General features: G+C 44.0%; 23 protein-coding genes and 1 tRNA gene. 10 read left to right on the top strand and 14 right to left on the bottom strand.

Annotated features, from left to right (window positions below):
- Positions 1-50 precede the first annotated feature (50 nt).
- From AC2UZJ_RS00730 to gtdA, 4 genes are read right to left on the bottom strand one after another with little or no spacing between them, the layout of a single operon-like run.
- The gene (locus AC2UZJ_RS00730) at positions 51-1,244 is read right to left on the bottom strand and encodes a 3-hydroxybenzoate 6-monooxygenase (protein WP_486948205.1); all 1,194 of its coding nucleotides are present in this window, start codon (positions 1,242-1,244) and stop codon (positions 51-53) included.
- A 13-nt stretch (positions 1,245-1,257) separates the two neighbouring features.
- Positions 1,258-1,899 (bottom strand): maleylacetoacetate isomerase, encoded by a 642-nt coding sequence (maiA, locus tag AC2UZJ_RS00735; RefSeq protein ID WP_486948206.1) that lies wholly within the window; start codon positions 1,897-1,899, stop codon positions 1,258-1,260.
- An 11-nt stretch (positions 1,900-1,910) separates the two neighbouring features.
- Positions 1,911-2,609, bottom strand: a complete 699-nt coding sequence (locus tag AC2UZJ_RS00740; protein WP_486948207.1) for a fumarylacetoacetate hydrolase family protein — start codon at positions 2,607-2,609, stop codon at positions 1,911-1,913.
- Between the two features lie 59 nt (positions 2,610-2,668).
- Entirely contained in the window at positions 2,669-3,700 is a 1,032-nt protein-coding gene (gene gtdA, locus AC2UZJ_RS00745; RefSeq protein ID WP_486948208.1) for a gentisate 1,2-dioxygenase, read from the bottom strand.
- Positions 3,701-3,794: 94 nt separating this feature from the next.
- On the opposite strand from gtdA, the gene AC2UZJ_RS00750 reads away from it, so the two are divergent.
- Positions 3,795-4,709, top strand: a complete 915-nt coding sequence (locus AC2UZJ_RS00750; protein ID WP_486948209.1) for a LysR substrate-binding domain-containing protein — start codon at positions 3,795-3,797, stop codon at positions 4,707-4,709.
- Between the two features lie 19 nt (positions 4,710-4,728).
- Here AC2UZJ_RS00750 and AC2UZJ_RS00755 read toward each other — a convergent pair whose 3' ends face one another.
- The 4 genes from AC2UZJ_RS00755 to zorA all read right to left on the bottom strand — a co-directional run bounded on the left by AC2UZJ_RS00755 (position 4,729) and on the right by zorA (position 12,309).
- Positions 4,729-8,385 (bottom strand): hydantoinase B/oxoprolinase family protein, encoded by a 3,657-nt coding sequence (locus AC2UZJ_RS00755; protein ID WP_486948210.1) that lies wholly within the window; start codon positions 8,383-8,385, stop codon positions 4,729-4,731.
- Between the two features lie 216 nt (positions 8,386-8,601).
- The gene (gene ilvD / locus AC2UZJ_RS00760; protein ID WP_486948211.1) at positions 8,602-10,287 is read right to left on the bottom strand and encodes a dihydroxy-acid dehydratase; all 1,686 of its coding nucleotides are present in this window, start codon (positions 10,285-10,287) and stop codon (positions 8,602-8,604) included.
- A gap of 23 nt (positions 10,288-10,310) precedes the next feature.
- Positions 10,311-11,081: an OmpA/MotB family protein gene (locus AC2UZJ_RS00765; protein WP_486948212.1), complete on the bottom strand. Its 771-nt coding sequence runs from the start codon at positions 11,079-11,081 to the stop codon at positions 10,311-10,313.
- A complete protein-coding gene (zorA, locus tag AC2UZJ_RS00770) occupies positions 11,074-12,309 on the bottom strand; it encodes an anti-phage ZorAB system protein ZorA (protein ID WP_486948213.1) in 1,236 nt (411 codons plus the stop codon). The genes AC2UZJ_RS00765 and zorA overlap by 8 nt, the downstream gene beginning before the upstream one ends.
- Before the next feature lie 141 nt (positions 12,310-12,450).
- Between zorA and mprF the strand changes: the two genes are divergently transcribed.
- Positions 12,451-15,045: a bifunctional lysylphosphatidylglycerol flippase/synthetase MprF gene (mprF, locus tag AC2UZJ_RS00775; RefSeq protein ID WP_486948214.1), complete on the top strand. Its 2,595-nt coding sequence runs from the start codon at positions 12,451-12,453 to the stop codon at positions 15,043-15,045.
- 14 nt (positions 15,046-15,059) lie between these two features.
- The gene (locus tag AC2UZJ_RS00780; RefSeq protein ID WP_486948215.1) at positions 15,060-15,641 is read left to right on the top strand and encodes a hypothetical protein; all 582 of its coding nucleotides are present in this window, start codon (positions 15,060-15,062) and stop codon (positions 15,639-15,641) included.
- Between the two features lie 62 nt (positions 15,642-15,703).
- On the opposite strand, the gene AC2UZJ_RS00785 is transcribed toward AC2UZJ_RS00780, so the two are convergent.
- The 4 genes from AC2UZJ_RS00785 to AC2UZJ_RS00800 all read right to left on the bottom strand — a co-directional run bounded on the left by AC2UZJ_RS00785 (position 15,704) and on the right by AC2UZJ_RS00800 (position 18,528).
- Positions 15,704-15,780 (bottom strand) — tRNA-Ile (locus AC2UZJ_RS00785).
- An 81-nt stretch (positions 15,781-15,861) separates the two neighbouring features.
- Entirely contained in the window at positions 15,862-16,914 is a 1,053-nt protein-coding gene (locus AC2UZJ_RS00790; RefSeq protein ID WP_486948216.1) for an extracellular catalytic domain type 1 short-chain-length polyhydroxyalkanoate depolymerase, read from the bottom strand.
- A 19-nt stretch (positions 16,915-16,933) separates the two neighbouring features.
- Positions 16,934-17,347 (bottom strand): CopG family transcriptional regulator, encoded by a 414-nt coding sequence (locus AC2UZJ_RS00795; RefSeq protein ID WP_486948217.1) that lies wholly within the window; start codon positions 17,345-17,347, stop codon positions 16,934-16,936.
- 65 nt (positions 17,348-17,412) lie between these two features.
- On the bottom strand, positions 17,413-18,528 hold the full coding sequence (locus AC2UZJ_RS00800) for a YcjF family protein (RefSeq protein WP_486948218.1): 1,116 nt from the start codon (positions 18,526-18,528) through the stop codon (positions 17,413-17,415).
- 38 nt (positions 18,529-18,566) lie between these two features.
- On the opposite strand from AC2UZJ_RS00800, the gene AC2UZJ_RS00805 reads away from it, so the two are divergent.
- The 5 genes from AC2UZJ_RS00805 to AC2UZJ_RS00825 all read left to right on the top strand — a co-directional run bounded on the left by AC2UZJ_RS00805 (position 18,567) and on the right by AC2UZJ_RS00825 (position 20,805).
- Complete coding sequence (locus AC2UZJ_RS00805; RefSeq protein ID WP_486948219.1) at positions 18,567-18,797, top strand: hypothetical protein; 231 nt, start codon at positions 18,567-18,569, stop codon at positions 18,795-18,797.
- Between the two features lie 123 nt (positions 18,798-18,920).
- A complete protein-coding gene (locus tag AC2UZJ_RS00810) occupies positions 18,921-19,457 on the top strand; it encodes a VUT family protein (protein ID WP_486948220.1) in 537 nt (178 codons plus the stop codon).
- Positions 19,450-19,866, top strand: coding sequence for a hypothetical protein (locus AC2UZJ_RS00815; protein ID WP_486948221.1), 417 nt, complete (start codon positions 19,450-19,452; stop codon positions 19,864-19,866). The genes AC2UZJ_RS00810 and AC2UZJ_RS00815 overlap by 8 nt, the downstream gene beginning before the upstream one ends.
- Positions 19,867-19,913: 47 nt before the next feature.
- Positions 19,914-20,351 carry a PACE efflux transporter gene (locus AC2UZJ_RS00820; RefSeq protein ID WP_486948222.1) on the top strand — a complete coding sequence of 146 codons (438 nt, stop codon included), beginning with the start codon at positions 19,914-19,916 and terminating at the stop codon, positions 20,349-20,351.
- 73 nt (positions 20,352-20,424) lie between these two features.
- Complete coding sequence (locus AC2UZJ_RS00825; protein ID WP_486948223.1) at positions 20,425-20,805, top strand: hypothetical protein; 381 nt, start codon at positions 20,425-20,427, stop codon at positions 20,803-20,805.
- An 8-nt stretch (positions 20,806-20,813) separates the two neighbouring features.
- Here AC2UZJ_RS00825 and msrB read toward each other — a convergent pair whose 3' ends face one another.
- Both msrB and msrAB read right to left on the bottom strand, forming a co-directional pair.
- Entirely contained in the window at positions 20,814-21,206 is a 393-nt protein-coding gene (gene msrB, locus AC2UZJ_RS00830; protein WP_486948224.1) for a peptide-methionine (R)-S-oxide reductase MsrB, read from the bottom strand.
- A 17-nt stretch (positions 21,207-21,223) separates the two neighbouring features.
- Complete coding sequence (gene msrAB / locus AC2UZJ_RS00835; protein WP_486948225.1) at positions 21,224-22,357, bottom strand: bifunctional peptide-methionine (S)-S-oxide reductase MsrA/peptide-methionine (R)-S-oxide reductase MsrB; 1,134 nt, start codon at positions 22,355-22,357, stop codon at positions 21,224-21,226.
- A gap of 129 nt (positions 22,358-22,486) precedes the next feature.
- On the opposite strand from msrAB, the gene AC2UZJ_RS00840 reads away from it, so the two are divergent.
- Both AC2UZJ_RS00840 and AC2UZJ_RS00845 read left to right on the top strand, forming a co-directional pair.
- Entirely contained in the window at positions 22,487-25,123 is a 2,637-nt protein-coding gene (locus AC2UZJ_RS00840) for a hybrid sensor histidine kinase/response regulator (RefSeq protein ID WP_486948226.1), read from the top strand.
- On the top strand, positions 25,120-26,883 hold the full coding sequence (locus AC2UZJ_RS00845; protein ID WP_486948227.1) for a putative bifunctional diguanylate cyclase/phosphodiesterase: 1,764 nt from the start codon (positions 25,120-25,122) through the stop codon (positions 26,881-26,883). Before AC2UZJ_RS00840 ends, AC2UZJ_RS00845 begins: the two co-directional genes overlap by 4 nt.
- Position 26,884: the final 1 nt, after the last annotated feature.

Consider the following 26,884-nt stretch of genomic DNA (forward strand, 5'->3'; position numbering starts at 1 on the left):
ACTAATATTGTACTATACAAATATTTTAGAAGTGATTAATCTACTCGTAATTAATCTAAGCAGTTTTTAGCACTCCATCCATAGAGCCATTGTAGTGAATCATAAAATTGCTCTTGAGTACGCCCAACCCACATTGAGTTTCGTACTAAGCGATCAACCCCTTTGGCGTGATAAATACGCCCCATCTCTCGGGCTGAATATAAGACGCGAGCCGTTCGGGGGATTCGAACTTGCTCATAGTGAAAGAATGCTTTTTCAAAGTCAAGGTCATGCGCTTTAACAGCAGCTCCTAAGGTGACTGCATCTTCCAGCGCTTGACAGGCACCTTGCGCTAAATATTGGGTCATTGGGTGAGCGGCATCACCTAAGATAGTAATTCTGCCCTCACTCCAATTCTCAACGGGATCTCGGTCTGCAGTAGCCCAACGTCGCCATGAGTCTGGCTTGTCTAGCATTTGTAAAGGCAGCTCATGAATGTCTTTAAAGTAAGAAAGCACCTCTTCTTGACTGCCTTCGCTAACACCCCACTCCTCTGTTTCACGGCTATGAAATGTCACGACTAGATTATATTGACGGCCACCACGCAAAGGGTAATGCACCAGATGACAATGTGGACCAGCCCAGACTACCGGTGCATTTTGCTGCAACTCCATAGGCATATTTTCCACATCAACTACAGCACGATAAACAACATGGCCAGTGACCTTAACCTCATCACCAACAATTTTACCTCGCACGACTGAGCGCACGCCATCACAGCCTATCAAGGCAGCGGCTTTATGCTCATAGCCATGTTGATCGATGGCTGTAACGCCTTTTTCATCTTGCCAAAGGTCACAGATTTCAGTTGAAGTTTTAAAGCTAATATTCGCGTTTTTCTCTACCGCTTCTAAAATGGTTAGATGAAGATCAACGCGGTGAATGACTGCATAAGGGTTACCAAATCGCGCCTGATAGGGCTGCCCAACATCGATCTCTACAATAGGCTTAGCATCGATCGCATCCATCATTTTCAGGTGTTGAGTAAAAACGGACCTATCTCTGGCAACATTTCCAACACCTAGCGCATCTAGTGCAGCAAAAGCATTTGCTCCCAACTGTATGCCTGCGCCTATCTCACCTATTTGGTTGGCTTTTTCTAATAACTCGACTTGAACACCTTCCTTAGCTAGTGCTAATGCTGTGGCTAAACCACCAATACCACCACCTACAACAATTACCTTGGCTAAATTTTTTGCAGTCATAACTCATCCTCTTCTAGGCAATAAAATCAGGTTGTTTTTTTGGTTCAGCTTTTTGAAAAGCAGGATGAGTAACCGCATGTTTATAAACACGAAGCAACCGAGGGAAAGGACTTAAATCACACCCCATACGCTCTGCATTAGCAAGCTGCGGTATTAAGCAGCAATCAGCTAAGGTGGGATTATCACCAAAACACCAATCCCCCTGACGATGTGCTTTCAAGAGCCGCTCAGCCATAGCTAAGCCTTCATGTACCCAATGCTCATACCACTTTTTCTTTTGTTCATCAGTAATCTGCAGCTCCTCTTGTAAATAACGCAAAACGCGTAAGTTATTAATGGGATGTATATCACTGCTAATAACTGAAGAGAACTCCAGCACTCGCGCCCGTAACTCAGGCTCCAAGGGGATTAACCGAGGCTCTGGATAGCGCTGGTCTAAGTAATCAATAATAGCTAAAGATTGTCCCAGTACAAAACCATCATCATCTAAGGCGGGCACGGACGCCGAAGGGTTAACATTGGTTACATAATCCGCATCACGGTTTGCTTGTGTGCGAATATTCACCCCTTCGTAATCGTAATTTAAGCCTTTTAAGGCCAAAGCAATACGAACTCGGTAAGAGGTGGAACTATTAAAAAAACTATAAAGTTTCATAAAAGAACCTCTTAAACTACATTTACAACTAAATCGCCTAAGCCCTCTACCTGCACACGCATTTGTTCCCCTTTCTCAACCGCGCCTACTCCTTCTGGCGTACCAGTAAAGATTAAGTCACCGGGTTCTAAGGCAAACAAAGTCGATAAGTAAGCCACGGTTTCAGCCACTGACCAAATTAATTTATTAACGTCACTTAACTGTTTTTGCTCACCATCTACTGTTAATCCAATGGCTCCTGAACTAATATGACCCACTTGTTCTACTGGATAAATAGGCCCCATGGGTGCAGAAAAATCAAAAGCTTTACCAATTTCCCAAGGACGCCCCATCTCACGCATTTGCATCTGCAAATCACGACGTGTCATATCAAGACCAACAGCATAGCCCCAAACATGATCAAGCGCATCATCCACACTAATATTGACTCCGGCTTTACCAATAACAGCAACTAGCTCGGCTTCATAGTGCAAATTATTGGTTTTAGATGGATAAGGCAGATCATACTCTTCGCCCTCAGCCACTGGCACCACAGCATCAGCGGGTTTACAGAAGAAAAAAGGAGGCTCTCTGTCTGGATCAAAACCCATTTCTACCGCATGTGCAGCATAATTACGTCCTACACAATACACACGGCGTACCGCAACTTCTTTTTCGCTATTAACTACGGGAACCGTCGTCAGTGCTGGTGGGGTAAAAACATAAGTCATAATCATCAACCTTATAAAACTAAAACGAAATAATAAATAGGTGTATTACTTACTAATCATCACTCTCGTGACTCACGCAACAGATTTAAAGCCTGTAAGACTGGCCTATCTGAATAACTAAATAGTACCGCATCTGTGATCGCATCTAAACGTACTGCAGCCCAAGATGGCACCACAAAAATATCTCGTGGTGAAAAAGAAAATGTTGAATCATCAATATGGACCACACCTTCACCTTCAACTACGCTATACACCGTGGCATCAGTAGAGCGATAAGTGCGCCCTGTAAAACCCGCAGGCAAAAACTGCATGAACGTTGCCATAGTTGGCATAGGCCAACCGCCCGTGGTGGGGTTAATATAACGCAGCTTCACCCCGTCCCATTCATCTACTTCCTCAAAACGATAAAGCTGTTCTAAGGCTTCACGCGTTCTACTGTAAGGATAACTAAATATGGGCGAGGTGGGGTCTGTGACCTGATGACGCACTGGCATCATATTATGGCCAAACTGAGAGTAACTTAGGCCCTCAGGACGTTGAATTTCTTGCATATCTTGGCCTAAATTTTCCGCAAACCCCGCGTCTAACTGCACTAATAAAGGAATATCTAAGCCGTCTAACCACACCACCGGCTCGCCCCCGTCTGCCAAACGGGGATTCCCATGATCATGCCAATTCCAAGATGGGGTAATGATGAAATCCCCTGGAGTCATCGAAGTACGCTCCCCATTCACTGCTGTCCAAGCGCCTTTACCTTCCATCACAAAACGCAAAGCAGACTGCGTATGTCTATGACTAGGTGCGATTTCTCCAGGCAAAATAAGTTGCAAACCTGCATAAAGCGTTGAGGTAATACTGGATTTTCCGGGTAACCCTGGGTTTTCTAATACCAGCACCCTACGTACCGCTTCTTCGGCGCTTATAATCTCTCCTGCCTGCATGACATAGGGGCGTAGATCTTCATATTTCCAAATCGTAGGAACAACCTTAGGGGTGGGCTGAGGGGGTACTAAATTACTAAGTGATAACCACAATGGAGCCAAGTTTTCTTGTTTTAATTGCTGATAATATGTTGCTCTTTCTGTAACCATGTCTTCCTCCTAATTCACTTTTACTTCATTAAGTATGCATACGTAGGTATTACATGTAAAATTACATTTTCATATAACCTATAACAAACAGATCATGGCTACCGACTGGACTCAACGCATACGACTACGCCATCTCACCATTATTACTGAGCTTGCCCAGTCTGGAAACATAAGCCAAACTGCGGCGGCTTTAAATATGACACAGCCGGGAATATCGCGCTGGCTTAAAGAGCTGGAAGAAGATATAGGGCTTATTTTATTTGAACGTCATGCGCGAGGATTACGTCCAACTATACATGGAGAAGCTTTGGTGGCGCATGCATATAGAATTCTTGCTAATTTAGATCTTACCAAAGATGACTTAAGTGCCCGCCACCATGAAGGAGGGGGTGTGGTGAGAATAGGCAGTACGGGAGCAGCCACGGCAGAAACAGCTCCTATAGCCATATTAAAACTACTCAAACAGCTACCTAGAACCAAAGTCTCTTTACTTGAAGGCACTATGGATCATTTAATTAAAAAATTAAATTTAGATCAACTAGACATAGTTATTGGCCGCTCCGCTCCTGAGCTTATTCATCATGACATTTGTTTCGAAACGCTTTATCTGGAGCCTTTGCAATTTATAGCAAAGAAAAACCACCCTTTAAGCCACCACCCAATAGTAAGCTGGGATGATGTTTTGAAATACCGGTGGATTATATGGCCTAAAAACACCCCTATACGCCAAGACTTGGAACACGCTCTGATTGCAGCCCAACAAATTCTACCGGCTGATTATATTGAGTCAAACTCCACGCTAATGAATATTACTTTATTGAATAATAGTGACTACATTAGCATTGCTTCTGCACGCACAGCGCATAGGCTCTGTCAACTTGGTGCTATAGATGTATTAAATCTCTCTTTGACAGGCCTAGGTTCTGTATCTATTTTTTGGAAAAAAAATCATAACCGTTTGCTCATTACTCAAACTCTACACGCTTTTAGAGAGGCAAGTTTGAAATAACAGCGCAGTCATAGTTAAGCTAAGGCTTACCAAAGCCGCCCCCACCCGGAGTTTTAATCACAAACACATCACCTGCTTGCATCTGAGCAGAACCGGTGGCTGATAAGGTGATACGGCTACCGTCAACTTTTTCTACGTAATTAGCGCCCACCTCGCCATTTTCACCACCTGCTAAACCAAAAGGAGGAACGCGCCTACGATTGGCTAAAATGGAAGCGGTCATGGGCTCTAAGAATCGAATACGGCGGGTGCCGCCATTACCACCATTAACTTTACCAAGCCCACCACTATTAGCGCGAATTTCAAAACCTTCTAAAACCACTGGATAGCGCCACTCTAAAATCTCAGGATCGGTGAGGCGCGAATTGGTCATGTGAGTTTGTACTACATCAGTACCAGCAAACAACTCCTTTTCACCATTCTCTCTGACAATCATCCCGGCTCCTGAACCGCCAGCAATGGTTTCGTAATACTGGTATTTTTCATCCCCAAAAGTGAAGTTATTCATGGTGCTTTGAGAAGCAGCCATTACTCCCAGCGCCCCATATAATGCATCGGTAATGCACTGGGATGTTTCTACGTTTCCGGCAACGGTAGCTGCTGGATATTGCGGATTTAGCATACATCCTTTAGGAATAATCACCTCTATGGGCTTTAAACAACCTTGGTTCATAGGAATTTCATCATTCACTAAGGTTCTAAATACATACAATACAGCAGCCATACAAACGGCAGCGGGTGCATTAAAATTACTCTCTAACTGAGCAGATGTACCGGTGAAATCCACCTCGGCACTACGCTGGGCTTTATTAACTCGTACGGCTACTTTTATTTGCGCTCCGTTATCCATCTCATAACAAAACGTGCCGTCTTGTAAAGCATCAATCACTCTACGTACTGACTCTTCGGCATTATCTTGCACGTGTTGCATATACGCTTGTACGACTTCTAAACCAAAATTACTCACCATACGGTTAAGCTCTTGTACGCCTTTTTCATTCGCCGCCACTTGCGCACGTAAATCCGCTAAGTTTTGATCAATGTTACGAGCTGGATAAGGGCCACTGCCTAACAACTCACGCAGTGCCTCTTCACGCATTTGCCCATTTTCTACCAGCTTAAAATTATCAATGAGTACGCCTTCGTCTATCACGGTCTTGCTATCGGGTGGCATAGAACCGGGGGTAATACCTCCCACATCAGCATGGTGCCCACGAGAGGCTACAAAAAACAAGATTTCATTGCTGTGTTCTTTGAAGATGGGAGTCACTACTGTTATATCGGGTAAATGAGTACCTCCGTTATACGGATCGTTCAGCACATAGGCATCACCCGGTTGCATCTTCCCTTGGTTTTTACGAATTACCGTTTTGATGCTCTCCCCCATAGAGCCCAAATGGACTGGCATATGTGGTGCATTGGCAATTAGATTCCCATCAGCATCAAATAAAGCACAAGAAAAGTCCAAGCGTTCTTTAATATTGACCGAAAATGCGGTGTTAGCTAAGGTAGCTCCCATTTGCTCCGCAATAGACATGAAAAGATTATTAAAAATCTCTAACATCACTGGGTCTACGCTAGTGCCAATGGCATATTGCTGAGTTTTGGCATGGGTGCGGGTCAATAACAATTCCCCTCCGCTCAGTAAATCTAATTGCCACTCAGGCTCAATCACTGTAGTACCATTACTATCAAACACAATCGCAGGCCCCACAATACGCATGCCTGTTCTTAAGTCTTTCCGATCATACACAGACGTGTCATGGCTCTGATCATGGGAGAATAACTCCACAGTAGCCTTGGCAGTGGGTGGGTCTACTAACTCATCACTCGCCAAAGTGGTAGGTACTTGCTCACCACTCAAGCCAATTACCTCTACTGATACCGCTTCAATTATTAAGGCTTTATCATGCATTAAAAAGCTATAACGCTGTAAATAAGCAGCATTGAACTGTTCTACCATGGCTTCAAGGGTATCAAAATCCACTAAAATGGCGGAATCCGTACCGTCATAGCGTAAATGCACTCGCGGTAAAACCTGTATTTTCTCTGCACGTACGCCCTGACTTAAGACTTCCTCACGCGCCTCTGCCGTGAGCTCTTTAAGACGTTGCACACAGCTGGGGATATTTTCCTGCTTCAAAGCAAGTTCCACACTACTTTCTCGCATGGCGGTAATGTCGGCTAAACCCATGCCATAGGCGGATAACACCCCTGCAAATGGGTGAATTAGGGCACGACTCATTCCTAAGGCATCTGCTACTAAACAAGCATGCTGCCCCCCTGCACCCCCGAAAGACACCAAGGTATAGCGGCTAACGTCATAACCACGTTCGATAGATATTTTCTTGACTGCACTGGCCATATTCGCTACAGCAATATGAATAAAGCCTTCAGCCACTTGTTCAGGACTAGATTGCACGTCGGTTTGTTCGTAAATAGTATGAGCTAATTCCGTAAACTTTTGCTTAACTAAATCCACATCTAAAGGTTGATCTGCCTTCGGACCAAACAACGAAGGAAAATACTGAGGCTGTAATTTGCCCAACATCACGTTGCAATCGGTGACAGTTAAAGGACCACCGTTTCTGTAAGCCACGGGTCCCGGATACGCCCCCGCGGAATGAGGGCCCACACGCATTCTAGTACCGTCAAAATGAACAATGGAACCCCCTCCCGCTGCCACCGTATGAATATTCATCATGGGTGCACGTAAGCGCACCCCTGCCACTACGGTTTCAAACACGCGCTCAAACTCACCGTCATAATGCGACACATCGGTAGAGGTGCCTCCCATATCAAAACCGATGAGTTTGTCTGAGCCCATAGCAGCAGCAATGCGCGCCATGCCCACAATGCCTCCTGCCGGCCCTGATAAAACTGCATCTTTGCCTTGAAAATGGTCTGCGGCTGTGAGCCCGCCATTAGACTGCATAAACATTAAACGTACGTCATCTAGCTCACTGGCTACTCGACTCACATAGCGGCGTAATACAGGGGATAAATAAGCATCTACTACAGTGGTATCACCTCGCCCTACGATTTTCATGAGAGCACTGACTTGATGTGATACCGATATCTGCTCAAAGCCAATGTCTTTTGCCAACGCGGCAAGTTGCAACTCATGTGCTTCATAACGATAAGCATGCATCAATACAATGGCAATGGATCGGTACCCTACCTCATAGGCTGCTAGTAATTGTTGGCGAGTGTAATCCTCATCTAAAGGGACTTCTATGGTGCCATCAGCGCGTACACGCTCCCGCACTTCGTCTACACGGCCATATAACAAATCAGGTAAGACGATATGACGATTAAATAATTGCGGCCGTGCTTGATAAGCAATACGCAACGCATCTTTAAAGCCTTGAGTGATAAACAGCACCGTATCATCACCCTTACGTTCTAATAAGGCATTGGTGGCAACCGTCGTACCCATTTTTACGGCGGCAATTTGCTCTGTAGGAATAGGTGCATCTAATGCCAGACCTAAAAGCTGGCGAATCCCCGCTAAGGCAGCATCAGGGTATTGCTCCGGGTTATCAGACAACAGCTTAAAAGTTAACAGCTCCCCACTAGGCTGTTTTGCGACGATATCTGTAAAGGTGCCACCACGGTCAATCCAGAACTGCCACTGCTCTTCTTTTAATTGTGTGTTGTTAACAGCTTGTTTCATGCGAGTCCCCATAAAATCACTTATCTATCTAAAGTTTGCAGGGAGCCCAAGCTAAACTCAAGTAATTTTTATTTACCCCAATTGATGCGATTAGCGTATCAGTCTTAGAAAGCTGTTAGCGTCATTGTTTAGCAAAAAATAGCGTTGAGATTTTACGGGAAAACCCTTGATACAGACCGTTAACTACGGATTCACTAAAGCTGATGATGATAGCAATTACTCGACTTTGTCTGTAATGGCACCTTCAGAAGCCGAACCCACTGTTTTGGCATACTTAGCTAATACTCCCCGTTTTACGTTTGGCGCTGGTGCCGTCCAAGCCTGTAACCGTTTTTGAATGATTTCATCTGAGAGCGCTATATTTATTTCGTTATTTTCAGCATCAATAATAATGGTATCGCCGTTTTCAATAATGGCTATTGGTCCACCTACCATCGCCTCTGGTGTGATGTGCCCAACAACAAAACCATGACTACCTCCAGAGAAACGGCCATCTGTAATTAAGGCCACCTCATTACCCAATCCCCGCCCCATAATGGCAGAAGTGGGTGAGAGCATTTCACGCATACCTGGCCCACCTTTAGGGCCTTCGTACCGAATCACCACTACATCGCCCGCTACCACCACCCCAGATAAAATAGCGGCCATGGATTCTTCTTCCGAATTAAAAACCCGGGCTTGACCTTTAAATTTAGTGCCCTCTTGGCCACTAATTTTAGCGACCGCCCCCGTTGGAGCTAGGCTGCCACGTAATATACGCAAATGGCTATCCGCTTTTAGGGGTTTATCAAAAGGCATAATAATGTCTTGACCTTCGGGATAATCGGCTACCTCTGCTAGATTTTCTGCCAGCGTTTTACCGGTAACAGTGAGACAATCCCCATGCAATAAACCTTTATCTAGTAGACGTTTCATTAAAGGGGCAATACCACCAATTTTAATCAGATCCGACATCAAGTACTTGCCAGAAGGGCGTAAATCAGCCAAAACGGGGACACGCTTGCCTATTTCCGTAAAATCATCGAGATTTAGCGCTACGCCTACGGCATCAGCCATAGCTAACAAATGCAACACTGCATTAGTAGAGCCACCACAAGCAATAACAATGGTAATGGCGTTTTCAAAGGCTTGACGTGTCATGATATCGCTAGGCTTAATGTCATTATCTATAAGCCAGCGAATGGCTTGGCCTGCGCTTAAACAGTCATCACGTTTTTCTGGGGAGGTGGCTTCTTGAGCAGAGCTATTAGGTAAACTCATTCCTAGCACCTCAATAGCCGTAGCCATGGTGTTTGCTGTATACATGCCACCACAAGAACCGGGCCCCGGAATAGCGGTTTTCTCAATGGCGATCACTTGTGATTTACTCATGGCTCCCCGCGCATTTGCCCCCACAGCCTCAAAGACAGAAACAATATCCGTGTGATTTTTACCTGGCTGAATCGTGCCACCATAAATAAATAAAGCCGGACGATTTAAGCGCGCCATAGCCATTAAGCATCCCGGCATATTTTTATCACAACCGCCAATAGCAATCACCGCATCAAAACCTTGACACCCCACTACCGTTTCAATGGAGTCCGCTATCACTTCACGCGACACCAAGGAGTACTTCATGCCCTCATAACCATTAGCAATGCCGTCAGAAACGGTGATGGTGTTAAATATAACGGGTTTTGCATTCGCCTCATAAACCCCTTCAGAAACAACCTCCGCTAAGTCATTAATATGCATATTACAAGGTGTCACTTGACTACCAGTAGATACCACCCCCACTTGCGGACGCGTGAAATCCTTGTCTTCGAAACCAACCGCGCGCAGCATCGCTCGTGCTGGGGCTTTTTGAATACCATCAACAAGAGCTGCTGAATATTTTCTACCCTTTTCGTCTTTCTTAGTCATGCTGTCTCCAATAATGTTTGATTTTAATTAAACTGCGCCTGTAACTCCCTAATATCTTGACTTTGGGGCCGGCGTATAGTGAAGCGAATATCAATACGTCTGTTTTCACTGAGCTCTTCTTCGGTGTTTTGCTCTGCAGTGACAGGACGGGTATCGCCATACCCACTGACTGAAAAAAGCGGTGTTTGATCGCTATTTTTCATTTTGTCTAAACGACTGTTTTCAGGTAAATGACTATTCCAATATTGCCACAAAGAAATTGCCCTAAAGGTGGAAAGTCCCCAGTTACCTTTGCCCATCATGCCATTAAATGGTCTATTATCAGTATGACCTTCTACAAACACAGTGTCTAAGTAATCCGCACGATCACCTTTAGTCATCACTTTATGCAGCACTTCACCAATTTGATAAGCGGTGTGTTGGTAAGCCTCTTGTATTTCATAATCAGCGGTATCAAAACCCAATAAATGATTAGGAATACGCAAAACGGTATCGTTTTCGCTCACCACAACAATAACACCCCGCTCTCTTAGTTCTTCTGCTGCTTCTTGAATGATGGTTTTACGCACATATTCCGCCTGCTGTAAGACTTCAATCTCCTCATCTAAAAGCTGCACTTTACCAGCAAGCTCTTGGACTTGGTCTTGTAGATCTTCTTCTGTCTCCATGAGTTGCACCATCAACACCACAGCCGCTAAAATGAAAATGACCACCAAGGCAGACATAATGTCTGAAAAAGACATCCAGTATGGATTTTCCTCATCTACAGAAGCATCAGACTGGTACTTACGCATACGGATTTACCTTGTCTTCACTGTCAAGAGCCTTGCCTATTTCACGGCTCACCGACAATAAATCCCTAGAAATTCCACCTAATTGGGTACTGCTAGCCGCCAAATACTTACTGCTTGCACGCATAGCATCAATGGCTTGCTCAAAATGCTGAGTCAACTCTCTGTGCTGGGCCACCATCTGTTGATTTTGCTCTGAACTGGCTTTAGTTATTTGGCTCAGTTTTTCTAAAGAACCATCTAACCGTTCTGCGGCATGGCCCATCTCTCTGGTTTGGTTTTGGCCTGCCTGAGTCATGCCATCCATAAATTGTCCCACTAAATTTTCTAAAACCTCAGAGGATTGCTGTTGGCTATTTTCCACCAAACGATCTATGGCTGGCTTCATAATGCTCTCTAAAGCAGTCACTAAAGCCTCTTGCATTTGCTCAGACAAGTTATGAACTGATTTTTCTAACTCTTCCCCGATTTTTTTGTGCAAGGTTTGTAGTGCCTCTTTTGACTGCTCACTAGAGTCTTCAATATGAATTAAGGCCTGCTCACTAGAAACAGTAGGGAAAAGAAACGATAGGGTATTATTTAATTGGTTTAAGTACGCCTTGATGGCACGCTCAAAAGCACGCTCTACAAACCCAGCTAGCAAACTTAAAAAAACGCCCCAAATGGAAGTAGTAAAAGCAACGGATGCACCACTAATTAAAGTACCAATGCCTGCCCTTAATGTGGCGGTATCACTAGCATTAGCATCCAAACCACTTAAACCAATGACCAAGCCTAAAAACGTCCCTAACACCCCAATGGCTACCAGCATACTGGGCACTGACACTATCAGCCTATTTCCACTTAGCCAAGGCGCTAGCGTTGTGGCATTAAAAAAGTAATGACTATCAACGGTGCTGAATAAACGGGTATGCGTTTTGTTGCTAATAAGGCTTTGATCAAAGCCCAACCACGCTCTTTTTAAAATAGCATCTGTGCTTTGCGCAAAGTAGCGCTTAAGTTCTAATTTATGTGAAAAAAAAGCTGCTGCCTCATTATTGGTACTATTTAGCTCTTCAACTTTATTCTTAATACGACTCACTCGTTTTTTAGCCGTTCTGAAGTAATAAATCAGTAAATAGACGGTGTATACGAAAAAAATAAACCACATGAGCCAAATAATGGCTTTACTGATTGATTCGTCTGGATTCAGGGCAGTCCAAACACTCTGGATAGAAAATAAATCACCCATCTATGCGCATACCTTTAATTAAAGTTAAGACTTGGCGTTATGGTACTACATCGTCTTCAAAACAAGAGACATTCTCTTTTAGCCTATCTACAATGCTAGTAGGATGAATAGCAAAAGCAATTATTATAGAGGAAAGTATTAATGGCCATCGCAGATCGTTTGCCGTCACGTAGCAAACTCCTACGAATTGTCGAACACCCCGCCGTCAAAATTATCATGCCATTAATCATTGGTGTGATTGCTTTTTTTGTACTTCACAAACTAGCAAGTCATGTGAAATGGCAAGACGTTAAAACCGATCTGGCTGACACCCCTTTAAGTGCTCTACTGTTAGCACTACTGTGCACCTTACTCAGTTTTGTGGGTATCTCTTTCTATGATGCATTAGCCGTTCGATCGGTGGCGCCCGGAAAGGTACCGCCTCGTATTGCGGCGTTAGCCGGTGCAGCCGGTTATGGCGTCTCGGGATTACTCGGTTTTTCTTATCTAACTGGGACCTCCATTCGTTATCGCATTTACTCCTCTTTTGGTCTGGATCTAGCGGTGATTGCTGGTGTTATCGCGGTGTCATGGACGGGTTTTCTGTCTGGCATGATGTTCATTTTTGGTGGTTTACTTAGTTTTCACCCACGTGAGCAAGGCACAATGCTACCCATTTCGCCAAGTGTTGAAATAGCTCTAGGTATTTTACTTTTAGGGGCATTGCTGGTTTATTTTGTTTGGCTAGCCACAGGTTCACGCAGTGTCAAAGCGGGCGGTTTTCAGCTTTCCATGCCCAGCCTAAAAAACGGCGTTGCGCTAACGGGCGCTGGACTGCTTGATCTCACGGCCGCCGCCACCACACTGTATGTGCTTTTACCTGGCGATGTGGCGCAAAACCTGCCTTATTTCTTTACTGTTTATTTTGGTGCTATTGCTTTAGGCATCCTGAGTCACTCCCCTGGTGGCTTAGGGGTGTTTGAGGCCACGATGATTGCCGGCTTAGGCGCTGCTGGCCGCTCAGACGTGCTAGCCGCTCTACTCATCTACCGCGTAATTTACACCATACTGCCGTTTTTAGTAGCCACTGTTGGTCTCAGTGTGATGATGGCCCTCAGACGACGCGATACGCTGACAGGCGGTGCACAAGTGCTATGGCGTGCTTTCCGTCCAGTGATTTCACCGGTGGCAGCAGGCATAGCTCTGTTGGCAGGGGTGTTTTTACTAATTTCAGGTAATTTACCGGCTGAACAATCACACCTGCACCTGTTACGCGGCATGCTACCTCTTTCTTTCATTGAAGCCTCTCACTTAGTGAGCAGCATTGCCGGGCTACTATTAATTGTGATAGCTCGCGGTCTCTATAGAAAACTCCACCGCGCATGGGTGGTGGCGATGGCACTGATGGCGACTGGCTTTTTCGTCTCTCTACTAAAAGGGCTAGATTGGCAAGAATCTTTAATGATGTTAACTACACTCGCGATATTAGGCGTATTTCGTCCAGCTTTTTATAGAGTAGACAGCACCTCGATATTTCGACTAAACACAGCTTGGATTATTAGCCTTATTGTGCTTATGGTGGCGATATTTTGGATTGGCCTTTTTGCCTATTCCCATGTGCCATATCGTAATGAACTGTGGTGGGATTTCACTTGGCACGGCGATGCATCACGTTATTTACGCGCCAGTCTTGCGGTTGCCATTATCCTAGCGGTAATCGCTTTTAATTCCATCATAAGTAATAATAAATCCAGAACCAAGCCGCCTAAGGTAATTCCCGAAGCCGTAAGAAAACTGGTTGCAAGCAGTGAGTATGCAGAAGCCGGTATTGCTTTAACCGGAGATAAAACCTTTCTCATCGCTGAAGATGAAAGTGCTTTCATTGCATATGCTGATACCGGACGCTCATTGATTACTAAGGGAGATCCCGTAGGTAATCCCAAAGCAGGTCAAAAACTGATTTGGCAATTACGTGAATTAGCGGATCAACAGGGTAAACGCTGTGCTTTTTACGCGGTTTCATCTGACTATCTCCCCACTTTTCTGGATTTGGGCTTATCCATCCTCAAAATAGGGGAAGTAGCCAGAGTTAACTTGCAAGGTTTTACGTTAGATGGACCCAGCAAAAAAGATTTACGCCAAGCCCGAAATAGAGCTGCACGTGACGGCTATCAATTCGAACTGATTCCAGCGGCAGAACTAAACAGTACGATCATGCAAGAGCTACGCACCATTTCTGATGCTTGGTTAATCAACAAACACGGGGCAGAAAAAGGTTTTTCACTAGGCGCTTTTACTGAAGATTACCTCGCTAATTTCGATATTGCTGTCTTGCGCAGTAATATGGGCGAAATCGTCGCCTTCGCCAATCTTTTTAAAGGTGCTAATCAGCACGAACTGTCTCTGGATTTAATGCGCTATCGCCCCGGAGGGGCTAGCTTTGCCATGGATGCTTTGTTTGCAGAGCTCATGCTCTACGGTACTGAACAAGGCTATCAATGGTTCTCTTTGGGGGCAGCACCGTTTTCTGGCATAGAAAATCGCCAGCATGCCTCCCTCTGGAATCGCATTGGCGGCTTTGTGTACGAACACGGTGAACATTTCTATAACTTCGAAGGTTTGCGGGCCTTCAAAGAAAAAATGGGACCTGAGTGGACTCCCCATTACTTGGCCTGCCCTGGAGGCTTAGCCGCGCCGCAAATTCTTTATGAGGTCAATGTCTTGGTATCTGGCGGAATCCGCGGCTTAGCAAAATAGGATATAAATGAACCATGGTGATTTTACGCCTGCGGTTTACCGTCATCTTTCTCATAGTGATGTTAGCTGCTAATTTGCTGGCCGCTGGCCTAGGACAAGATTTACCGCATACCATGCTCAGAGACTGGGGAATAGGACATAATTCCCTACTTTCAGGGGAGGTCTTCAGGCTCCTCACCGGTACTTTTTTATCACATGATGCGGGAATGCTCCTGCGGCAATTTGTTTTTGCTGCTGTAGTAATAGGCTACACAGAATGGATGCGAGGCAGCATTCAAACCGCTCTGCTGTTTTTTGGGCTTGATATTGTAGGAACGCTATTACTTCTGGCGTGCGTAGGCTTAGCACAAGGAACGGGGCTGATAGACATTACAGCAATGAATGATGTGGGTATGTCTATAGGAGGTTTTGGACTAATTGGGCTAGCCATTACTAGATGGCGAAAAAAGTGGTTGCTATTGATCGTTATATTAGTAGCAATTACAGCCAAACTACTCATTGCACCTCATCTGCTGGCTGATGGCGGTCATGCGTTAGCAGTGGTTCTGGGTTTTGCTCTAGGAAATGCCAAATACGCGAACACTGACACCTTTTGATTTAGAAACAAAAACGCCACCTAAAGAGGTGGCGCTAAGCAGTTGATTTAACTAGATAATCTTGGTGGGCCCAGCTGGACTTGAACCAGCGACCAACGGATTATGAGTCCGCTGCTCTAACCAACTGAGCTATAGGCCCTACCCATTTTCTTAGCAAAGTCTAAACTTTGAAGCTAAGTAAAGAATATTATTATACCCTATAAATTATATTTTTGGCTAGTCATTTTTTATGACTTAAGAAAAAGCGCAGCATTTCCTGACTCGCGTCAGGACCTTTACCATCCGTATAACTACCTTGACTACTACCGCCTGACCACGCATGACCTGCACCATGAATTAGCCAGCTCTCTGCCAAGACCTTACCTTCTGTATCTGTAAAAATAGCTTGAGTATAATTATGACCATTTGAGACTGTATCCTGTCTAATTTCAGATGAAATAGCTTCTGGCGTATTTTCTTGCATGACCTGTTCTGCATTACTGGGGTGCACTGTACTGTCTTTATCCCCATGAAAAACAATAATAGGTATGGCATCTACACGTGCATTACGAACACTATATGGCTCTTTGGCACTCTTAGTATTGCCACTCATCGCGGCTAAAGCTGAAGGTAGATCGTGAGCGGCTTCATGAGGCAGACCGGAATGCACACCTACTGCAGCGTATAAATCAGGGTAAAGTGTAGCCATAATCACTGCCATGGCGCCCCCCGCTGATAAACCTGCCACATAAACACGACTCTCATCGACCGCGTATGTCTGTGTGATCTCATGAGTAATACCTGCAATAATGGAAGGTTCGCCTTGATCACGTTGCTGATCTATAGCGCTAAACCAATTCCAACACTTATTAACATTAGACATCTGTGACTGAGCAGGATATGCCACTAAGCAATTTTGCTCTTCTGCTAAGGAGTTCATACGCGTGCCAGCCGCAAAATCATCGGGATTTTGTGTGCAACCATGCAACATAACAATTAATGGCAAGGGCTGGCCTACATAACCACTTGGTACATAAAGCTTGTAATCCCTATTCCCAGCTTTGTTACTGTAAGACTTAGTTATAAATTGTCCAGTAGGTTCAGTGGTGGTATTTATCACTTTCGCTTCAACTTCAATTACATCCTCTACATCTACATCGGCATTTTTTTGTGATGTAACATTTTGGGGCTGCAAAGCCTCTTGAATGGCTGCGGTTGCCGCAGCTGGGCCTTGTGACATAAGCGTTTGAGTAGCTTCATGCATTTTTTTGAGCATTGATTCATTTATTTTCATGGAAAATATCCTTGAATGCTTAAGTGATGCGTCCTATTAAGGCAGCTTTCACTGCCGAGCTCGCGCGTAATGCTCCTAACACAGTCACCGACTCAATGGTAGCCATTGCTAAGGCCGGTGATACTTCTGGATCTATAGATGCTAAACCTAATACTTGGATCTGCAAACGTTCACCCGCAGCTTGTACCGCTTCTAAGTCTGCACGTGAATAATAGTGCATACCAAGCACTAAGCTTTTTCGAGCCACCGTTTGCCTCAGTTCTTCTGTGTGCTGATTTAACTGATTACGTATGGCGGTACGGATTAAATCTGTACGATTAGAATAAAAGCCTTCTTGAACAAGTAGATCAATATGCCCTAGATCAATGACTCCAACATTAATAGTGACTTTTTCACTATCACTCACTTTAAGCCTATTTTTTACTGTAGTCATTGCTTTTAGATCCTTTAATCCAGTCTGAAACCATCTATCTACCATCCATATGGAGTATCTTACTCCTAGTTCCGTTTAAAAGATAGGCGTTTTTTAAGCTCCGCTGCCATCATCTTAATATCCATCTCTTTACCCGGATTTTTCAAAGCAAACTCATACAAAATAGACACGTAGGCATTACCTAAGGCTTTGGTGATTGTCCCGGCCGTAGCTGCCGCAATGGTGCCGCCCGCTACTGAACCTATCCCCGGTATCATTTTCAACACCCCTGAAACAATGGTTCTGCCTACTACTGTGGCTCCTGAAGCCCCTATGGCAGACGTGACTAAGGTAGTTAAAGAATTAGTAGTAAACTCCATGCCAAAGGTAGAACCTATTTTCGCTATCATCGCCACCTGTATAGGCACTAAAGTGACAGCATCAGAAAAAGGAATAGGTGTAGCTGCAGCGGCGCTGGCTAAACTCATAGCTACATTAACTTCTTTTTGCGCTTGGTTTTTTTTTACTTCTAAGGCTTGTTTATGTTTAGTTGATAAGGCATTCGCATAGGCTTTTTGTTTAGCTTCCGGAACCACTTTACTCGTTTCAACAATAAGCGTATCAATACCCATAATGGGTAAAGTCTGATCAAACTCTTCGTAATATTCTTCTATAGCTCGTACCCGTACCACAGCACTCACTTGGGCGCCTAATTCGTCTTTGGTTTGCTCAAAGAAATCTCGATTTTGCTGTGTAAGCTGAAACTTAGTGAGCACTACGACTGTAGGAATATTGTGTTGCCTGAGTAATTTCAATAAATTTACTTCGGCCTCTTCTATGCGTAGTCCTTCAGCACTAATACACACCCACGCCACATGAATGTGCTCATCGGAATCAATAGAGCTATTTTTCTCATTCATGAGTGTTGTTAGCTCAGCTAAGACAGCGCTGTAATCTTCTAGTTCTAGCCCTTTAGTATCATAAATAGCTAAGGGCATGCCCTCTTTAGTGATTTTCTCTACGCCTTGGGTCACGGGCCGACCATGTCCCACCTTTGCTAACTCACTTCTAAAAACGGTATTGATCAGCGTACTTTTGCCTACACCGGTTTTACCTGCAATTAATATATTAATCTTACCCATACCTTTGAAATTGCTTTCAAGAGCTTGCTCAACTATATTGCTTAGGTCTTGATTTGCCATATTCATTATTTTCCCAAAAAAGAGACTCGGAGACTTATATGCCCATTCCCCTCATCATCATAGGCTTAGTACTTGCTATTGGCTCCCTCACTGGCGCTTATTGGATTGCAGAACTTGCTTGCGGCATGAACCCCACAGGTTGCACTACTGATGGTTTTACACTTTTTATTGATCTAATGACTTCTAAAGAAGGCTTGCTATTTTGGGCTCCAGCAGCTGCAGGTCTGGTATTTTTTCTCATGGGGCTTAGAGCCCGCACCACCTCTTGAAACACGTATAATACTGGTTGGCTTGGGCTCTAGCTCTATGTCAATTTAGTTATTAGGTTCTTTTCATTATACGACTATTGCTGCTTTAGACTGTATTTCTACTGGTGGCATGAGGATTGATCTATGCTTCGCGCTTTTTGGCTCGCCGCCTTTGTGGGCAATGTGTTGCTGGCTAATCTATTTTTAGACCATTTTATTGCTCTACCTTGGTTTGGTCTGTTTAGTGTGGGCTCTATTTTTTTTGCGGCCGCCTTCACGCTACGGGATCGCTTACACACCTATGGCTTGAGCACCGTCTATTTGGGTATTACCTTCGCTTTGATAATAAACACCATCTATGGAAAATGGATTGCCGAAATCAATTACCGGTTTATTTTAGCTTCATTTATCGCTATTTTAGGGAGTGAGCTGACTGACACGGCTATCTTTCAACGCCTACGTAATCATCATTGGGCCACACGCGTGTTTGGTAGCCATGCCATCAGCGTACCCGTAGACAGTGCGGCTTTCACCTTATTAGCATTTACCGGCATAATGAGCAGCTACGACATGGGACAAATTATTTTTGCCGACGTGATGGGTAAATACCTCATCATTATTTTAATCGCATGGCTCCCATACTTGGCTATTTTCTCTAAAAACACCCCTCAATATGACTAATTCAGACCACACTCAAGTCCCTATTAATGCCAAGCAACATACCTCACCCTATACCGGTGCAGTGCTTAAAGCCATTAATAATCCCAATCCCAGCATGCAAACGTGGCAAGAGCATCTAATTACCCTGCCAGAACTGTGTCCTGCATCAAAAAATCCGGGCTCAGGCTCCACGCTATTAATTAGCTACTACGCCCAACAGTTATTTCTGGAAGTCTTTTCCTTAAAAGATTATATTGATGCTTTCATTGGCCATTTGACTGTGCGCGATGTAGAGCAATTAACTCAAGCTGTTGCCGATGATTGTAGGCAACTCTTGCAACATGACGTTATTGTTAGAGGCAGCTTTGAGCTTCCTGCATTAGGACAACGTGTTAGCACTGAAGTGCGTACAGCTCAAAGTTCTTCTTAATTAGCCTTATTTATTTAGAATTTTTCACCATCACTTTGGAGTATTCGTTGATAACTTTAAGTCCGTTAAAACGACGTCTTTTATACGTTGTTGTGTTTGAGATTTTCGCTATTTTGTTTTCCACCTTAGTGCTTATGGTATTAAGCGGTGGTGACGCACAGGACTCCTTACCAGTAGCGATTATTATATCTACGGCCGCTGTGGCCTGGAATTATATTTATAATACGGGCTTTGAGTCGTGGGAGCGCCGCAAACAGATCATGACGCGCACCTTGCGTATACGTAGCCTTCACGCATTAGGCTTTGAGCTGGGGCTTTTTCTCTTTTGTTTACCTACTTATATGCTGTGGTATGGCGTGGGTGTGTGGGAGGCCATCTCTATGCAAATCGCTCTGCTTATCTTCTTTTTAATTTACACCTTTGTGTTTACGCTTATTTTCGATAAGATTTTCACTTTGCAGCACCAAGATCCCAACTTTTCTTAACAAGCTGAGATTAAAAATTACGATTTCCTTATTCTAATTACATATGATGAATAAACAAGTTTAGGAGAATAAGATGAAATCGAAATCAATCCGTTATTTAATAACTATTGCCATGATGCCTTTGGCTTTGTTAATGGGTGAAGCCGCTATAGCCGCTTCAGATAATACGACTAAAGCCAAAAGACCTTCTGAAGAAATGGCTAACAGCGGTGAGCAAAACAAAGATGCTTTTGAACAAGCCAGTGGCATGGAGCGTGACCAGCCTACCGGCCCAGACCCCACTCCAGGCGAAATGAAACAACAACAACCACACAACTCCAACATAGAGCAAGAAGTTAAAGAAGCTAAAAAGAAAGAAATGCAAGACCAAAAGTCTGAAGAAACCCCTCAGACTAAAGAAGAGGTTGAAAAGAAGTTGCAGGAAGAAGGAATTCCCCCTACAACGTCTAAGTAATCACTAACTCACTGTACTTCTTTGATCCATTCTCCGTAGCCAGCTTGCTCCATTTCAGCCAAAGGAATGAACCGCAAGCTGGCGCCGTTAATACAGTAGCGCAAACCTCCTCTATCTTGCGGGCCATCAGTAAACACATGACCTAAATGTGAATCTGCCCCTTGGCTGCGCACTTCTACCCGGCGCATATTAAAGCTGGTATCTATTTTTTCTGTAACGGCGCTGGAGACAATAGGCTGGACAAAACTTGGCCAACCGCACCCCGATTGATATTTGTCTCTAGAGCTAAATAAAGGCTCACCACTAACCACATCCACATATAGACCTGGCTCAAAGAGCTCGTCATATTCGTGGCTAAAGGCGCGCTCCGTGCCGTCTTGCTGTGTGACTTGATATTGCAAAGGACTCAGACTTTGCTTTAGAGTAGCTTCATCTGGCTTTTGATCTTTTGATACGATTTTTTTGCTTTTTCAGGCAAAGGCTCATCGGCTTTGCTTAGGTCTACATGGCAATAGCCGTTAGGGTTTTTCGCTAAATAATCTTGGTGGTATTCTTCAGCCACATAAAAATTGGCTAAGGGTTCATTTTCTACCACTATGGGCTTTTTATAGCTTTCTTGTAATTTAGCTAAAGCGGCTGCCACTATTTTTTGCTCTTCAGCATCAGTGGTGTACACGCCCGCTCTGTACTGTGTACCCCTATCATTACCCTGCTTATTTAAACTAGTAGGATCAATAATGCGGAAATAATACTGCAATAGATCGTCTAAGCTGATTTTATCAGGATTATAAGTCACTTTTACGGTTTCAGCATGTCCCGTATCCCTATAGATTACATCCTCATAACTCGGATTTGCCGTACGACCATTAGCGTAACCTGATACGGCATTTACAACGCCATCAATGCGTTCAAAATAGGCTTCTACGCCCCAAAAACAGCCACCCGCTAAATAAATAGTACGGCTATCTATAGGTATAGCGTCTTGGTTTGCTTTGGGCTGATAAAAAGTGCCTTTATATGTATTCAAATCGACCTCCGGATTTTCAATTAAAGCTAGGGCTTGTGCTTCATTTATGCTGCCTTTAATGACACGAGCTAAATTACCTTTGGCATCTAACAGGGCCCAACTCGGATAGGCCTTCACGCCTAAGGCTTTAACAATTTCCCCACTAGGATCAAGCAATACCGGTAGTTGCGGATAATCTAGGCCCGCGTACCACGCTTTAAAATCGGCTAAAGGCTGCTCACCTAATACACCCGGTGAAGCCAATGTGATTAAATTTATATCTTTAAACTTATTGCTTTGTACCCAGTCTTCTGTCTGAGCCAGCTCAGACAAACATAAAGGACACCAACTGGCCCACAGTTTGACCAGAGTGATTTTATTTTCATCTAAAACTCCAACTTTATCAATACCTTGAACGCTCTGCAGACGTTGGATCTGTTGATGCAAACTAGGTGTAGCTGCATAGGTTTTTACCCACGCATTTAGCAGTAAAGCCAGCATTACCGTCAACAGTACCATCATAGGCCAGCGCATAAATCGCAACATTATTTTCCCCTTGGTTCCTAGGATTATCTATTTATTATGACATGAGCCATCCACAGAACCAGAAATTTTCTGCTAACTGATATTACAATAGGTATACCACCTAACAAATAGTAATAGAGTAGCAAGGCAATGACACTTTCCGTTATACAAAATAAAGAACAGCAACGGCTACAGGCCTTGTGGGATTTAGAAATTCTTGACACACCCACTGACCCAACCTTTGACAATCTCACGCAGATTGCGCAAAGCCTATTTGAAGTTCCTATAGTACTTGTGTCTTTAGTAGATCAAAATAGACAATGGTTTAAATCTCACGTAGGGATAGATGCGTGTGAACTTTCCTTAGATGGCGCATTTTGTCCGCATGCACTGCAAGCCAACCAGCTATTTGTTGTTGAGGACGCCTTGCTTGATGCTCGATTCAAAAACAGTGTTTTGGTCACAGGAGCGCCCTATATTCGATTTTATGCTGGCGCCCCCTTACATACTGAATGCGGTTTAACCATAGGTACCTTATGCCTTATAGATACCAAACCTCGCCAGCTTAACGCTGTAGATAAACAGCGTCTCTCATTATTAGCACGTCAAGTAGAACAATTAATTTATTTGCATTTTCGTACCAAAGAGTTAGCCAAGCAAACCAAAAAAAGCGCCACCACTAACGCACGCTATGCCGCCATTATTGAAGGCGCAGCCGCTGGCATTGTGCGTATTGATGGTCACGGCACCATCTTGCAAGTAAATAACTCCGCTCTCACCATGATAGGCTACCAGCGCGAAGAGTTGCTTGGCCAAAACGTTAAAATCATCATGCCGGCCCGTTGGGGCAATCACCACGATGGGTATCTGGCGGCTTATCAAAAAACCGGAGAAAAGCGCATCATAGGCACAGGTCGTGAAGTGGAGGCTCTGCATAAAGATGGCACCCATATTCCCGTCCATTTGGCGGTGAGCGAAGTACTGTATGATGATAAACGCATTAGTCCTGAGAATCGTGAGTTTATTGGTATTTTATCTGACTTACGTGCCGTGGCATCCGCCCGCGAACGTGAGGCCCAAGAGCGCGCTTTATTAGAAGTACTACACCGGGGTTTAACTGATTATCATGCCCTATTGTCGGGTAATACACTTTGGGTATTTTTAAAAGAAGCGCTAAAAAACCTCACCAAAAGCGAATATGCGCTAATTGGTGAGGTTATCTGTAAAAACAACTCTTCTGTGTTGATGGTGCATGCGATCAGTGATTTATTTTGGCATCAACCGGCTAATCACACACATAAAGAACAGCTGGTTTTAACTTCTTCTACAGATCTATTAGGGCAAGTCTTTACCGCTGGGAAGGTGATTATTAATAATGCCATGACAGCCGACTTACAACCACAATCACTTCCGGCCAGTAGCCCTCCCTTAAGCCGTTACTTAGGTGTGCCAATTATTGATAGGGGCGAGGTAATTGGCATGTACGCCATTGCTAATGCGAATGAAGACTATGATGAGGAGCTCGTGCAATGGCTAAAACCTTTTACCTCTACCTGCGCCTTACTCATCAACCTCTACAGACAACTTAACGAGCAAAAACGCTTTACTGAAGAATTAAAAATTGCCCGTGATCAGGCTGAACAATCAAGCCAAGCCAAGACCGACTTTTTATCTTCTATGAGTCATGAGTTACGCACACCGCTCAACGCGATCTTAGGTTTTGCCCAGCTTTTATCCAATAGTAAACAAGGCTTAACGGAACGCCAACAACGTCAAGCGGGTCAAATCCTACGCAGTGGTACTCATTTACTCAATTTAATTAATGAGGTCTTAGATTTAGCCCGTATTGAATCTGGCCACACTCAAGTCTCTTTGGAAGAGGTGAACTTAAAAGAAATTATTGATGAAAGTCTAGAAATCATTAGCCCTTTAGCAACGGCACAAGAGTTACAACTTGAAGTAACTATTGATGAAAATCAAATCCATTTTGTACAAGCTGACTATACTCGATTAAAACAAATACTTATTAACCTTCTAAGCAACGCGGTTAAATATAATCGGCCACAAGGCAAGATATTCCTACGCTGTGAAGCCGAACAACACATTATGCACATTAGTGTGACTGATACAGGCATGGGTATAGAAAGCAGCCAGTTAAATGATTTATTCGAGCCATTTAATCGCTTAGGGGCTGAAGGCAGTGGTATTGAGGGCGCCGGAGTGGGTTTAGCACTGACTCGTAAATTAGCTAGACTTATGCATACTGATATTTCTGTTAAGTCCACTGTGGGTGAAGGCAGTTGTTTTACTTTCTCTTTGCCTATTATTACTACCCAAGCAGTGGGTTCGGAGTCTGCTTTTGTCAGCCAAAACATCTCCTCCTCCGAGTCTGCTTTACGCCATAAATATCAGGTCCTTTATATTGAAGACAACCCTGAAAACCAACGCTTAATGCAAGAAATATGTGATGAGTTTCCAGAAATTAACTTGCAATGTGTGAATAATGCGGAGGAAGGCTTTGAGATGGCTTGCTCTACCCCACCCCACCTCATTTTAATGGATATAGATTTACCCGGCATGAGCGGCTTTCAAGCCAAACGGCTGCTGCAACAAAACCCGCTCACCTCACATATACCGGTATTAGCTATCTCTGCTAGCTCAACCACTGATGAGTTACAACAAGCCAAAACATTGGGCTTTGTGGATTTTTATACCAAACCCTTTAACCTAGAAACCCTAGCCAAGCATATTAAACAAATTTTAATCAAACAGGACACCACTCCATGATAGCTCAAACCTTTCTATTTACTGATGCCGACATCTTGGTAGTAGATGATAATCCGGTCAATGTGGAGCTACTAATGGACTTATTAGAAGATGAGGGTTACACCCAAGTTGAAGGAATGACGGACCCGCTTCAAGTCACAGACCGAGTCTTAGCTAAGCAACCTGATCTGATTTTACTTGATATACGTATGCCAGGAATGAATGGTTTAGAGCTATTAGAAAAATTACACCGTGAGTTTGCAGAGCGCACCCCAGCCGTCATTGTATTAACCGCTCAAATTGATGAAGAGACACGCCATCAAGCATTGCGCTTAGGCGCTCAAGATTTCCTCACTAAACCGTTTAATCACACAGAAGCATTGCAACGCATAAACAATACTCTGCAATTACAACGTTTGATTAGTGACCGCACTCAACGTGCAGATTTGTTAGAAGAATTAGTTAAACAGCGCACCAAAGAGCTCGCTACGCTATCACGTCAAGACCCGGTGACCTCACTGCCTAATCGACACGTAATTATAGAAAAGCTCACACAATTAAAAAAAGAAAAAAAAGATACATTGGTCTTTTTTATTGCCCTAGAAGGTTTAGACGAAATTAGCCGACTGCACGATTACCGCATTACTGACCAGGTATTATGTGAGTTAGCTAAAAAAGTAGCTAAAAATACCTCTATTCCTTTGCACTTACTGGGCGTATGGAGTAGCAATAGGTGGGTGATTTTATGCGAAAGTGCGATTACAGAAGACCAAGCCGATGAGATTGCTCAAAAGCTATTAACCCTTATTGAAGCCCCTTTACACATAGACCAACTGCTACTCTATGTAAGAGCTCGTATAGGCATTAGCGCCACCTTAGGCGAGCGCTGTGCGGAGCAGATTATTCGCATGGCTGCGGTAGCGCTGCCAACTGCACACAGCTTATGGCAAGGCTACAGTCAAGAGTTGGAAAACATCCTTACACGCAGAATTCAAGTACGTGATGCCTTGCATCTAGCGGTAGACAGAAATGAATTTCATTTACTTTATCAACCTAAAATAGAAATTGCTACAGGAAGAATATGCGGGGCTGAGGCCTTATTGCGTTGGGAAAGTCCCACCTTGGGCCGCGTGATGCCCATGGAGTTTATTCCAGTAGCCGAAGCCAATGGCGACATTATCGCTATAGGAAAATGGGTGATTAGCCAAACTATTGCCGATCTCTTAGAGTGGCGCCGTCAAGAGCTAGTAGATCTTGATTTTTCGGTGGCCGTTAATGTGGCCAGCAAGCAGCTGATGCAACCCGACTTTGCTAGTTGGCTAATAAGCACGGTAGAAACAGCGGATTTAGAACCACAAGCCTTAGAAATTGAAGTCACTGAATCCGGAGTGATGACAGATATGCAGCTAGCAAAACATCAGCTGCAACATTTATCAGCTGCTGGTTTTAAAATCGCCATTGATGATTTTGGCACTGGTTACTCCTCTTTGGCTTATTTACGTACATTACCCATTTCCATCTTAAAAATAGACAGAGAGTTTATTCGTGAAATGCATAACAACTGCCAAGACCAACGCTTAACCAGTACTATTATTGATATGGCTAGACACTTTGAATTTAAAACCGTGGCCGAAGGCGTAGAAGAACCTGCGCAATTAGAACTGTTACGTACTATGGGCTGCGATAAAGTACAAGGCTTTATGTTTGCCCCTCCTGTAGATAAAAACACGCTTATGGGCCTCGTGAGCACAGGATTTCCCGCTTATGAAGGCATAGTTTAAT

Source organism: Paenalcaligenes sp. DL 309 (assembly GCF_057475285.1).